Origin of the sequence: Mesorhizobium sp. C372A (assembly GCF_030323245.1) — a bacterium.
In the GTDB taxonomy this organism is placed as follows: Bacteria; Pseudomonadota; Alphaproteobacteria; order Rhizobiales; family Rhizobiaceae; genus Mesorhizobium.
Genome location: NZ_CP100475.1, coordinates 1,177,880 through 1,190,616, shown reverse-complemented (window position 1 = coordinate 1,190,616; position 12,737 = coordinate 1,177,880). Strand labels below are relative to the sequence as shown.

Sequence of the window (12,737 nt, the reverse complement as noted above, 5' to 3'; positions counted from 1 at the left end):
GCGGCTCGGGCCTGTCAGCTGTCAGGTTCCGAACAGCTCTTTGGCTTGCTCATCGGTGTAGTAACCAAGCCTGATGTCTTCGGCGACCAGTTTCGGGTCGCGCTCACGCGGATCGCCATAGCCGCCACCCCCCGGTGTGCCGACGCGCACGCGGTCGCCGGCCTTGAGCGCGATGTCCTGCTCCTTGGATAGATGCGGCGGCACATGTGCCTCGCCGTCGCGGAACACGGTCACCGTGTTCACCGCGCCGTCCTTGCCGCCGAGCGCGCCTTGCGGGCCGAAACGGCCATGGTCCATGACGAAGGACGCGCGCGCTTCGCCTCGCAAGATCTCGACCTCATAGGCGAGGCCGAAGCCGCCGCGCTGCTTGCCGGCGCCGCCCGAGCCTTCGCGCAAGGCATAGTGGCGGTAGAGCACAGGAAACGCCTGCTCCATGATCTCGACCGGCGGTGATTTGGAAATGCCGATGGTCGAGCAGCCATTGGTCAGCCCGTCATGGCCTGAATTGCCGCCATAGCCGCCGCCGGAGATCTGATACATCACATAGTCGCGGCCGCGCGCCGGATCGTTGCCGCCCAGCGCGAAATTGCCGCTGGAGCCGGCGGGCGCGGCCGTCACCTTGTCCGGCAGCGCCTGTACCATCGCGGCGAACACCGCCTCGGCGATGCGCTGCGAGACTTCAGCCGCGCAGCCCGAGACCGGCCGCGGGTATTTGGCGTCGAGGAAGGTGCCTTCCGGCCGCTTGACGATCAGGGGCTCGAAGGCGCCGGCGCTGATCGGCACATCAGGAAAAATATGGCGCATGGCGAGATAGACCGACGACAATGTCGTCGCCAGCACGCTGTTCATCGGCCCCGCGCATGGTTTTGACGAGCCGGTAAAATCGAAGGTCAGCGTGTCGCCCTGCTTCTCGACGGCGAGCGCGATGGTCAGCGGTTCGTTGACCACGCCGTCCGAGTCGACAAAGGCCTTCGAACTGTATGTGCCGTCGGGAATGGCGGAGATGTTGGCGCGCATCTGCTCGGCGGCGCGGCGACGCAGTTCGGCGATGGCCCCGACGACAGTTTCGTCGCCGTAACGATCGAGGATTCCATTGAGTCGGTCCTGACCGATCAGCAGTGCTGCGGCCTGCGCTCTTATATCGCCGATGCGCTGGTCGGCGACGCGGATGTTGGAGCAGATGATGGCGTAGATTTCCGTGTCCAGCACGCCCTTCTTGAACAGCTTGACCGGCGGCAGCCGCAGGCCTTCCTGCTCGACGGCTGTGGCGGAAGCGGAGAAGCCGCCCGGCACCGAGCCACCGATATCGGGCCAGTGGCCGGTATTCGATAGCCAGCAAAATATCTTGCCGTCGCGGTAGACCGGCATGGCGAAGCGCACGTCCATCAGATGCGTGCCGCCGAGATAGGGATCGTTGACGATGTAGATGTCGCCCGGCTCAGGTGGCAGGCAGCGGCCGTCGGCGATCATCTCGATCACCGTCCTGGTCGAATACTGCATGACGCCGACGAACACCGGCAGGCCCTGGCTGCCTTGTGCGATCAGCGAGCCGTCGACGGCCGAGTAGATGCCGTCGGAGCGGTCATTGGCTTCGGCGATGACAGGCGAGAAGGCCGCGCGGGAGAAAGTGAGATCCATCTCGTCGCAGACCTGCTGGAGGGCAGCCTGCAGGACCGAAAGCGTGATGGCGTCGAGCTTTTGCATCTCAGGCCTCGCCGATATCGATGATGATGTTGCCGTCGGCGTCCGATCTTGCGCGGTCGCCGGGTTCGAGCACGGTGGTGGCGTCCATCTGTTCGAGGATCGCCGGCCCTTCGATGACGGCATCGGACGGCAGCTTTTCGCGTGCGTATATCGGCGTATCGTGCCAGCGTCCTGCGTACCAGACAGGCCTTGTTTCGCGCAGCGCCTCGTCTAGCGTCTCTGTACGTCCGGCCGGGTCGATCAGCCGTGACAGGTCGATCGCCGGCCGCACGCCCGTCACCGACGTGTTGAGGTTGACCAGATTGGCGCGGATCTCCGGCAGCTCGACCTTGAAGCGGGCGAAATAGGCTTTTTCGAACAGCGCCTGCAACTCCTGCCTTGTCACCGATGAAGACGGCAACGGCACGTTGATGATGTGGGTCTGGCCGACAAACTGCATGTCGGCAGAGTGCGTAACGCGGATCGTTTCCGGCTTCACCGCTTCCTTGCCGATCAGTTCCTCGCCTTCCCCGCGGTGACGTTCCAGCACCTCGCGAAGCCGGGCTTCATCGAGCACGGCGACCGGCTGGTTGATGGTGTTGACGAAGTCGTGACGCAGATCGGCCACGACGCAGCCGAGCGCATTGGTGATGCCCGGACGGGCCGGCACCAGCACGCGGGGCAGGCCGAGTTCGCGCGCCAGCGCGGAGGCATGCAACGGTCCGGCGCCACCGAAGGCGAACAGCGCGAAATCGCGCGGATCATGGCCGCGCGACACCGAGACCATGCGGATGGCGCCGGCCATCTTCATGTTGCCGAGGCGCAGCACCGCGCCCGCCGCCTCGACGCCGGAGAGGCCGGCGGCCTTGCCTATTCTGTCTTCGAAGATGCCGGTGACGCGCTCGACGGTGACCGGATTTTCGACCGCCAGCAGCTTCTTCGGCGCCAGCCGCCCGAGCACCAGATTGGCGTCGGTGATGGTCGGCTCCAGGCCGCCGCGGCCGTAGCAGATCGGGCCGGGATTGGCGCCGGCACTTTCCGGGCCGATCTGGATCAGCCCGGCGGCATCGACCCGGGCGATGGAGCCGCCGCCGGCACCGACCGTATGCACCGCCACCATCGGCACATGGATCGGCATCGCATATTCGATCTCGATCTCGTTCGAGACGGCGGGCTCCGCATTCCGGATCAGCGCCACGTCGGTCGAGGTGCCGCCCATGTCGTAGGTGACGAGGTTTTCAAAGCCGGCGCGCTTGCCCGTATAGGCGGCGGCGATGACGCCGGAGGCCGGGCCGGACATCACGGTCTTGGCCGACTCGCGCGTGACGAAACGGGCCGAGATCATGCCGCCATTGCCGTTCATGATCAGGAAGTCGCGGGCATAGCCCTTGGCGGCCAATTCCTTGCGCAGCCGCTCGACATAACGCTCGAGGATCGGCTGCACCGAGGCGTTGACCGCGGCGGTAACGCCGCGCTCGAATTCGCGGGCTTCCGACAGCAGCGCATGGCCAGTCGTGATGTAGCCGTTCGGCCAAAGCTCGGCGGCGATTTCGGCCGCGCGCCGCTCATGTCCAGGGTTGGCGTAGGAATGCAGGAAATGGATGACGAGGGACTCGCAGCCGGCCGCGATCAGCGTCTTCACGGCGTCGCGCATCTCGGCCTCGTCGAGCGGCGTGCGCACCGCGCCCGACGCCTCGACGCGCTCCGAAACTTCCAGCCTGAGATCACGCGGGATGATCGGAACGAAGCTTCCGGTCATGCCATAGGGCTGCGGCCGTGTGCGGCGGCCAAGCTCGATCACGTCGCGAAAACCGCGCGTGGTGATCATGCCGGTTTTCGCCAGCCTGCGTTCCAGAACCGCATTGGTCGTGGTGGTCGTGCCATGCACGATGAGGTCGATGCCGTCTATGGCAAAGCCTGTGGCGCCCAGCGCTGAAACCACGCCGAACGCCTGATTGTCGACCGTCGTCGGCGTCTTGGCGATATGCACCTTTCCGCCATCTTTGCCGTCGATCAAAATGAGGTCGGTGAAGGTTCCGCCGACATCGATGCCGGCAACGACGTCGCCCGCGGAATCCGGCTGCTTCACCGAAAATTTCTCTTTCATTGTCGAAATCCGAAATGGCGGAACTACGAATATGCCGCAGTTTGGAAAGCTGTTTTAGCGTGGTATCTTGACACAAATATCGTTTGTATACTAATAAATTTGGGACACAAGAGCTCACTGCTTTGGAGTGTGTGAACGGCTCGCCGGGACCTGAATGGTCTGGGCGCGCAGGAAACGGTTTGGCGCCCGCACAGGCGTGGGCAAGACAGAGTTGGATTGATGAACACCACATCCGCACTCAACACAGCCGGCGCCCGTCCGCTGCAGTTTCCGATTCCGGCCAATGTCTATGCCGAAACCGTCGTCTCGGTGAAGCATTACACCGACCGCCTGTTCTCGTTCCGCATCACCCGTCCGCAGTCGCTGCGCTTCCGCTCCGGCGAGTTCGTCATGATCGGGCTGCCCAATGCCGAAAAGCCGGTGTACCGCGCCTATTCGGTCGCCAGCCCGGCCTGGGACGAAGAGCTGGAGTTCTTCTCGATCAAGGTGCCGGATGGTCCGCTGACTTCCGAGCTGCAGAAGATCCAGGTCGGCGACACCGTCATCATGCGCCAGAAGTCGACCGGCACGCTGGTTGTCGACGCGCTGACCCCGGCAAAGCGCCTGTTCATGATCTCGACCGGCACCGGCATTGCGCCCTTCGCCAGCCTTCTGCGCGACCCCGATACCTACGAAAAATTCGATCAGGTCATCCTGACCCACACCTGCCGCGACAATGCCGAACTGACCTATGGCCAGGAACTGGTGGCCGCGCTCGAGAACGATCCCCTGATCGGCGAACTGACCGGCGGCCGCGTCACCCTCTACAATTCGACGACCCGCGAAGAGTCGGCGCGCATGGGCCGCATCACCGCGCTGATCGGCTCCGGCAAATTCTACGACGACCTCGGCATCGAGAAGCTCAATCCGGAGACGGATCGCATCATGATCTGCGGCTCGATGCATATGCTGAAGGACGTCAAGGAAATGGCCGAAAGCCTCGGCTTCCATGAGGGCTCGCTCAGCCATCCCTCGACCTTCGTCGTCGAGCGCGCTTTCGTCGGCTGACATCAGCCGGCGCCTCGGCGCCACGTCTTGAATTGACGTTTTGACCATGTGGTCAAAATTCAGCTGCTTTTGCCGCCTTTTTCCGTTATGAGCCCTTGAAGGACTCGTGAAGCATCGATTCACGGGCTATCTTCGGTGTGTGTCGCCCAAGTCCGGGAGCAACGACACGCACCACGACGTAAAATCGTCGAGCGAAAGGGCAGGAGATGAGCAGCACAATCCGCGAAGCCGATCTCGGCGCGTCCAAGGTCACGCCGCTGCCGGCACGTGCGGCCGCCAACACGCCCGTGCCGCAAAGCCACGGTATTGCCCGCAACACCGGCATGCGGCTCGATCTCGGCTTCATGGAATCGGTTCGCTCGGTCAACCGCTCGGCGCTGGAACGCAGGGTCGCCAGCCTCACAAAGCGGCGCTCGATCAAGGCTGACAACCAGGCGGCATGGCTGCTGCGCGCGGTCTCCTGCATGGATTTGACGACGCTGAATTCCAACGACACCGAAGAGCGCGTCCGCCGCCTGTGCGCCAAGGCGATCAACCCGTTCCGCCGCGACATCGTCGAGGGGCTTGGCATCGAGGGCGAAAAAATCCGCCCGGCGGCGGTCTGCGTCTATCATCCATTCGTCGCGACGGCTGTTGATGCCGTGCGCGGCACCGGCATCCATGTCGCCGCCGTCTCCACCGCTTTCCCGCACGGCCTTGCGCCGCTGTCGACCCGCCTGCAGGAGATCGAGGCATCGGTGCGCGACGGCGCCGACGAGATCGACGTCGTCATCCCGCGCGGCCTGGTCTTCGGCGCCAAGTGGCAGGAGCTCTACAACGAGATCGTCTCGATGCGCGAAGCCTGCGGCGATGCGCATCTCAAGGTTATCCTCGGCACCGGCGACCTCGCGACGCTGCGCAATGTCATGCTGGCCTCGATGGTGGCGATGATGGCGGGCGCCGATTTCATCAAGACCTCGACCGGCAAGGAAAGCGTCAACGCCACGCTGCCCGTCGGCCTCGCCATGGTGCGCGCCATCCGAGCCTATTTCGAGGAGACCGGCTTTCTCATCGGCTTCAAGCCGGCCGGCGGCATCTCTACAGCCAAGGCTTCGCTCGACTGGCTGGTGCTGATGAAGGAGGAGCTCGGCCGGCCATGGCTGGAGCCAGACCTGTTCCGCTTCGGCGCCTCGAGCCTGCTGACCGATATCGAGCGCCAGCTCGAGCATCATCTGACCGGGCATTATTCGGCCAACCACCGCCATGCGATGGCGTGAGGCGGAGAAGGCCTTGAACGTCGAGTTCCTTCGCGCCTCCCTCTGTCCTGCCGGACATCTCCCCCACTTGGGGGAGTTTGGCTAACGTCGGCGATTTCGCCAATTGTCGACGTTTCAGAGCCGACAGGCGCGAAGGCTAATCTCCCTCCTTGTGGGGGAGATGTCCGGCAGGACAGAGGGGGGCGCCACAGAACGCCTGCCAAGACGATTATCTGGAGCGCGTCATGAACATTCTCGAACGCTATCACGCCATGGAATACGGCCCGGCGCCGGAAGCCCGCACCGAGGCCGATGCCTGGCTTGCCGGACGCGATTTCGGCAAGGCGCTGTTCATCGACGGCGGCTGGAAGGCAGCAGGCGGCGGCAAGACCTTCGAGACCAGCGAACCCTCATCCGGCAAGCTGCTGGCCAAGATCTCCGATGCCGGCGCCGCCGATATCGACGCAGCCGTCGCCGCAGCCACCAAGGCCTTACCGAAATGGTCGGCATCCTCGGGCTACCAGCGCGCAAAAGTGCTTTACGCCATTGGCCGCGCGATGCAGCGTCATCAGCGCCTGTTCGCAGTGCTTGAGTCAATCGACAACGGCAAGCCGATCCGCGAAAGCCGCGACATCGACGTGCCGCTGGCCATCCGCCATTTCATCCATCATGCCGGCTGGGCACAGGCGCTGGACAAGGATTTCCCAGGCCACAAGGGTGTCGGCGTCGTCGGCCAGATCATCCCATGGAATTTCCCGCTGCTGATGCTGGCCTGGAAGATTGCGCCGGCGCTCGCCGCCGGCTGCACGGTGGTGCTGAAGCCGGCCGAGTTCACGCCGCTCACCGCCATCCTGTTTGCCGAGGTCTGCGAGCGTGCCGGCGTGCCCAAGGGCGTCGTCAACATCGTCCAGGGCGGGCCGGAAGCGGGCGTCGCCATCGTCAACCATCCCGGCATCCAGAAGATCGCCTTCACCGGCTCTTCGGAGGTCGGCAAGATCATCAGGAAAGCCACGGCTGGATCGGGCAAGAAGCTGTCATTGGAGCTTGGCGGCAAATCGGCCTTCATCGTCTTCGAGGACGCCGATCTCGACAGCGCCGTCGAAGGACTGGTCGACGGCATCTGGTTCAACCAGGGCCAGGTCTGCTGCGCCGGGTCACGGCTTCTGGTGCAGGAAGGCATTGCCGATGCCTTGATCGCCAAGGTCAAGGTCAGGATGAGCCGGCTTCGCGTCGGCAGCCCGCTCGACAAGAACACCGATATCGGACCGCTGGTCGACGCCACACAGCTCGACCGCGTCAAGGGTCTGGTCGCCGAAGGCGCCAGACAGGGCGCCGTCTGCTGGCAGCCCGACGCGGTGCTGCCGTCTTCCGGCTACTACCACCTGCCGACGCTCGCCACCGGTGTTTCGCCGGCAAATATATTGGCGCAGGAAGAGGTGTTCGGTCCGGTTCTGGCCACCATGACCTTCCGCAACACCGAGGAAGCGATCGAGCTTGCCAACAACACGCGCTATGGGCTGGCCGCCTCGGTGTGGAGCGAAAACATCAATCTCGCGCTGCATGTCGCGCCGCAGCTGAAGGCCGGCGTCGTCTGGGTCAACGGTACCAACATGTTCGACGCAGCCTGCGGCTTCGGCGGCTACCGCGAAAGCGGTTTTGGCCGTGAAGGCGGCCGCGAGGGCATGTTCGAATATCTGTCGGTGAAACTGCCGCTTGGTCCCGTGATCAAGCCGGCGACCTCTTCGGCGCAGCCCGTCGAGCAATCGGATGGCGGCGCCATCGATCGTACGGCCAAACTGTTCATCGGCGGTAAGCAGGTGCGGCCCGATGGTAATTATTCGCTTTCTGTCGCCACCGCCAGGGGCAAGCTGGCCGGCGAAGTCGGTCTCGGCAGCCGCAAGGACATCCGCGACGCCGTTGCCGCCGCCCGCGCCTGCAAGGCGTGGCCGGAGGCGACCGCCTACAATCGCTCCCAAGTGCTCTATTACCTCGCCGAAAATCTGTCCGGCCGTGCCGGCGAGTTCGCCGCCCGTCTCACCGAACTGACCGGCGCCAACGCCAAGGCCGCGCGGGAGGAAATAGAACAGTCCATCGAGCGGCTCTTCCTCTATGCCGGCCTCGCCGACAAGTTCGAGGGCAGGGTGCATCAGCCGCCGGCCCGCGCCGTCACGTTGGCGCTGCACGAGCCGGTCGGCGTCGTCGGCATCGTCGCGCCGGACAGCGCGCCGCTGCTTGGCTTCATCTCCCTGATCGCCCCTGCGCTTGCCACGGGCAACACCGTGGTCGCCGTGCCGTCGGAAAAATACCCGCTGCTCGCCACCGATCTCTACCAGGTGATCGAATATTCCGACGTTCCAGCAGGCGCCATCAACATCGTCACCGGCCGCAGCGCCGAACTTTCCGGCGTGCTGGCCAAGCATGACGATGTCGACGGGCTCTGGCTGTTTGCCGATGCCGACACTTGCGCCAAGGCGGAGGCCGATTCCGTCGGCAATCTCAAGCGCGTCTGGACCGGCAACGGCCGCAGCCTCGACTGGGCGTCCGACGAGGCCGCCGGCGATGCCCTGCTGCGCCGCGCCGTCGAAGTGAAGAACGTCTGGGTGCCATACGGCGACTAATGCCGCCTGAAACGCGCTGTGCTTGAGCGAACCATGGCAGCGTCACTCGTTGCCCGGTTGTCATACATGTTGTTGCATCAGAGCAAGCGATGTGCATTACATCGGCCGTCGCGAAGGTGATCGCGTTCGGGCTTGACGCCCGGACGTGTGTTCTTTAACCAGAAAAAACATTTGTTATTTTGGACTGATGGATTGTGCAGGCCGCATAGTCGCGCCTGTCTGGCACAGGACGCCCCGGTTAGCCGGCAGTAAATCGGGCCGAGAAGTGGCCAAAGAGGGCGAGGAGAAACGCATGGCGGATCTGGCAGGCAAGGTCGTTGTCGTCACGGCGGCGGCGCAAGGCATCGGCAGAGCGAGCGCTCTGGCCTTCGCCAAGGAAGGTGCCGTCGTGCACGCCACCGACATCAACGAGGCGCTGCTGGCCGAACTCGCCAAGACCTCCGGCATCAAGACCCGCAAGCTCGACGTTCTCAACGACGATGCGGTGGCATCCGGCTTCGCCGAAATCGGCCGCGTCGACGTGCTGTTCAACTGCGCCGGCTTCGTCCATTCGGGGTCCATCCTCGAGATGAAGGACGCCGATCTCGATTTCGCCTTCAACCTCAATGTCCGCGCCATGATCCGCACCATTCGGGCCGTACTGCCCGGCATGCTGGAGCGCGGCGATGGCTCGATCATCAACATGTCGTCCGTCGCCGGCGCCGGCAAGGGCGTGCCCAACCGCTTCGCCTATGGCGTCTCCAAGGCGGCCGTGATCGGTCTCACCAAGGCGATTGCCGCGGACTATGTCGCCAAGGGCATTCGCTGCAACGCCATCTGCCCCGGCACCGTCGAGAGCCCGTCGCTGCAGGACCGCATGCATGCGCAGGGCGATTACGAGGCGGCCCGCGCGGCCTTCATTGCCCGCCAGCCGATGGGCCGTCTCGGCACGCCCGAGGAAATCGCCGACCTTGCCGTCTACCTCGCCGGCGCCACGTACACCTCGGGCCAGGCCTATAATATCGACGGCGGCTGGTCGATCTGAGCAATAGCCTCGATCCGCAGGTCCAGGCTCGAACAGTTCTAAAGTCCGGCTTGCCCCAGGTCGGGTCCGATAGCCAGAGTCCGCCCAGTCATCGCTTGGCGGAGCGAGTTTTGAAAACGGCCTTGGGCCGCAATTTGGAGAGCAAGATGAAACTGCTGCGCTATGGCGAGATAGGGAGCGAACGCCCCGGCCTGCTCGATGCGGATGGAACGATCCGCGATCTTTCGGGTCATGTCGCCGACATTGCCGGCAAGGCGCTCGATCCGGCGTCGCTCGAGACATTGTCGAAGCTCGATCCGAACTCGCTGCCGGCGGTTTCCGGCAAGCCGCGCCTCGGCGCCTGCGTCGCCGGCACGGGCAAGTTCATCTGCATCGGCCTGAATTATTCCGACCACGCCGCCGAAACCGGCGCCGCCGTGCCGCCGGAGCCGATCATCTTCATGAAGGCGAGCTCGGCCATCGTCGGTCCCGACGATGATGTGCTGATCCCGCGCGGCTCGGAAAAGACCGACTGGGAGGTTGAACTCGCCGTGGTCATCGGCAGAAAAGCCAAATACGTCACCGAAGCCGAGGCGCTGGATTATGTCGCCGGCTATGCCGTTGCCCATGACGTGTCCGAGCGCGCCTTCCAGGCCGAGCGCCAGGGCCAGTGGACCAAGGGCAAGAGCTGCGACACGTTCGGTCCGACCGGGCCGTGGCTTGTCACCAAGGACGAGGTTGCCGATCCGCAGAACCTCAAAATGTGGCTGACGGTCAACGGCAAGACGATGCAGAACGGCTCGACCAGGACCATGGTCTACGGCGTCGCCTATCTCGTTTCCTATCTCAGCCAGTTCATGTCGCTGCATCCTGGCGACATCATCTCCACCGGCACCCCGCCCGGCGTTGGGCTGGGCATGAAGCCGCCCGTGTTCCTGAAGCCCGGCGATGTGGTGGAACTGGGCATCGAGGGGCTAGGCCAGCAGAAGCAGACCTTCAAGGCGGATGCCTAGCCGCCTCTTCCCTTAGAGCGTTTCACCGTTTGCCGGCGAAACGGTCTATCTCTTTGTTTGCCGGGCGGCTGGCGCCTCTTGTCAGCGCCAGCCCAGAGCCGGCGCGACGTGCTTCAGGATCGCCTCGATGACGTGGGCGTTGTACTCGACGCCAAGCTGGTTGGGGACGGTCAGAAGCAGCGTGTCGGCCTCGGCGATCGCTTCGTCCTCTTTCAGCTGATCGATCAGCACATCGGGCTCCGCGGCATAGGAGCGGCCGAAGACGGCAAGCTTCTCAGGCTCGATATAGCCGAAATGATCTTCGCTGCTGCCGCCGCCGAAATAGGCGCGGTCGCGGTCGTTCACCAGCGCAAAGATGCTGCGGCTGACCGACACGCGCGGCTCGCGTGTGTGGCCGGCCGCCTTCCACGCCGCGCGATAAGCGCGGATCTGTTCGGCCTGCTGGATGTGGAGCGGCTGGCCGCCCTCATCGAACTTCAGCGTCGAACTTTGCAGGTTCATGCCGAGCTTGCCCGCCCATTCGGCGGTCGCGTTGGTAGCGGCACCCCACCAGATCCGGTCGCGCAGGCCGGCCGAGAACGGCTCGAGCCGCAGCATTCCCGGAGGATTGGGGAACATCGGCCGCGGATTAGGTTGCGCGAAACCTTCGCCGCGCAGCACATTCAGGAAAACCTCGGCATGATTGCGCGCCATGTCGGCATCGCTTTTGCCGTCCTGCGGCACATAGCCGAAGTAGCGCCAGCCGTCGATCACCTGCTCCGGCGAACCGCGGCTGATGCCAAGCTGCAGCCGGCCACCGGCGATCAGGTCGGCAGCACCCGCATCCTCGGCCATATACAGCGGATTCTCATAGCGCATGTCGATGACGGCGGTGCCGATCTCGATGCGGCTGGTGCGGGCGCCGACCGCGGCCAGAAGCGGAAACGGCGAAGCGAGCTGGCGGGCAAAATGATGGACGCGGAAATAGGCGCCGTCCGCGCCCAGCTCCTCGGCGGCGACGGCCAGGTCGATCGACTGCAGCAGCGCGTCGGACGCCGAGCGCGTCTGCGATTGCAACGAGGGCGACCAATGGCCGAAGGAAAGAAAGCCGATCTTCTTCATGCGCGTATCCTGTTCTTTGATTGCAGTTGCCTACTTCGTCGCCCACGCGATTGGGTTCAATCGACACTCACACAACGCAGTGTCAATGCCGCCGGCCCTTGACGGTATCGCGACGATACCCATCGGTGCGCAAAGGACCAAGGCCATGGTCCCCGGCGATGCCTTGCGCGACCGCGTCAGCATCTGCCGCGGCGCTTTTGGGGCCAAATGAACCAACCAAAGGCGATGTACCGCAAACTCCATTCGCTTCAGAGCCCGGTTTTGAAATCTTCTCGCTCATTTAATTCTACAAAATCGGTAGGCTTAATCCGGATAGTGCGTTTGCGAGAAGGAGCCTCGGATGTCAAAAAAGCTGGTGGTGGGGTTGTCCGGCAACCTGACCCGTCCGTCCAAGACGAAGGCATTCGTCAGCCACATCGCCGGTGAGGTGGCGAGCCGGGCCGGCTCGGCTTTGAGCGTTTTCGACATCGAGGATCTCGGCCCGTCCTTTGCGCCTGCAAGACAGCTTGGCGATCTCGATCCGGCGGCGCGCGGTATTATCGAGCAGCTGCTCGGCGCCGACGTGCTGGTGGTCGGCTCCCCGACCTTCAAGGGCAGCTACACCGGGCTGTTCAAGCACTTCTTCGACCTGCTCGACCCGTCGTCGCTGCGCGGCAAGCCGATCATCCTGGCGGCAACAGGCGGCGGCGAGCGTCATTCGCTTGTCGTCGAACATCAGTTGCGGCCGTTGTTCGGCTTCTTCGAGGCGCAGACCCTGCCGACCGCGATCTACGCCTCGGACAAGGACTTTGCCGATGGCGTGCTGGTGTCCGAGACAGTCAAGGCGCGAGCCCGGCAGGCGGTCGCCGAGGCATGCCGGGTGGCGGGCGTGCCCTACAGCGTCGTCCTTGCCGCCTGAAACCACGATCCGCGACGCAATATTCCATCCCG

General features: G+C 64.1%; 10 protein-coding genes. 6 read left to right on the top strand and 4 right to left on the bottom strand.

Annotation, left to right across the window (positions count from 1 at the left end; all coding sequences use genetic code 11):
- Nucleotides 1–21: 21 nt before the first annotated feature.
- A complete protein-coding gene (locus NLY42_RS05485) occupies nucleotides 22–1,704 on the bottom strand; it encodes a hydantoinase B/oxoprolinase family protein (RefSeq protein ID WP_023755442.1) in 1,683 nt (560 codons plus the stop codon).
- 1 nt (nucleotide 1,705) lies between these two features.
- Nucleotides 1,706–3,790: a hydantoinase/oxoprolinase family protein gene (locus tag NLY42_RS05480; RefSeq protein ID WP_023755441.1), complete on the bottom strand. Its 2,085-nt coding sequence runs from the start codon at nucleotides 3,788–3,790 to the stop codon at nucleotides 1,706–1,708.
- A gap of 219 nt (nucleotides 3,791–4,009) precedes the next feature.
- On the opposite strand from NLY42_RS05480, the gene NLY42_RS05475 reads away from it, so the two are divergent.
- From NLY42_RS05475 to NLY42_RS05455, 5 genes are all read left to right on the top strand, one after another.
- On the top strand, nucleotides 4,010–4,837 hold the full coding sequence (locus NLY42_RS05475; RefSeq protein ID WP_023671300.1) for a ferredoxin--NADP reductase: 828 nt from the start codon (nucleotides 4,010–4,012) through the stop codon (nucleotides 4,835–4,837).
- Between the two features lie 206 nt (nucleotides 4,838–5,043).
- Nucleotides 5,044–6,093 (top strand): deoxyribose-phosphate aldolase, encoded by a 1,050-nt coding sequence (deoC, locus tag NLY42_RS05470; RefSeq protein WP_023703681.1) that lies wholly within the window; start codon nucleotides 5,044–5,046, stop codon nucleotides 6,091–6,093.
- 224 nt (nucleotides 6,094–6,317) lie between these two features.
- Nucleotides 6,318–8,690 carry an aldehyde dehydrogenase family protein gene (locus NLY42_RS05465; protein ID WP_023755440.1) on the top strand — a complete coding sequence of 791 codons (2,373 nt, stop codon included), beginning with the start codon at nucleotides 6,318–6,320 and terminating at the stop codon, nucleotides 8,688–8,690.
- A 292-nt stretch (nucleotides 8,691–8,982) separates the two neighbouring features.
- The gene (locus tag NLY42_RS05460; protein ID WP_023755439.1) at nucleotides 8,983–9,714 is read left to right on the top strand and encodes an SDR family oxidoreductase; all 732 of its coding nucleotides are present in this window, start codon (nucleotides 8,983–8,985) and stop codon (nucleotides 9,712–9,714) included.
- A gap of 146 nt (nucleotides 9,715–9,860) precedes the next feature.
- A complete protein-coding gene (locus NLY42_RS05455; RefSeq protein ID WP_023742297.1) occupies nucleotides 9,861–10,706 on the top strand; it encodes a fumarylacetoacetate hydrolase family protein in 846 nt (281 codons plus the stop codon).
- A gap of 81 nt (nucleotides 10,707–10,787) precedes the next feature.
- On the opposite strand, the gene NLY42_RS05450 is transcribed toward NLY42_RS05455, so the two are convergent.
- Together NLY42_RS05450 and NLY42_RS05445 are read right to left on the bottom strand one after the other, a co-directional pair.
- Nucleotides 10,788–11,807 (bottom strand): LLM class flavin-dependent oxidoreductase, encoded by a 1,020-nt coding sequence (locus NLY42_RS05450; protein ID WP_023689211.1) that lies wholly within the window; start codon nucleotides 11,805–11,807, stop codon nucleotides 10,788–10,790.
- Nucleotides 11,808–11,889: 82 nt separating this feature from the next.
- The gene (locus tag NLY42_RS05445) at nucleotides 11,890–12,087 is read right to left on the bottom strand and encodes a hypothetical protein (RefSeq protein WP_155921640.1); all 198 of its coding nucleotides are present in this window, start codon (nucleotides 12,085–12,087) and stop codon (nucleotides 11,890–11,892) included.
- 60 nt (nucleotides 12,088–12,147) lie between these two features.
- On the opposite strand from NLY42_RS05445, the gene msuE reads away from it, so the two are divergent.
- On the top strand, nucleotides 12,148–12,705 hold the full coding sequence (msuE, locus tag NLY42_RS05440) for an FMN reductase (protein ID WP_023689213.1): 558 nt from the start codon (nucleotides 12,148–12,150) through the stop codon (nucleotides 12,703–12,705).
- The last annotated feature ends 32 nt before the right edge of the window (nucleotides 12,706–12,737 follow it).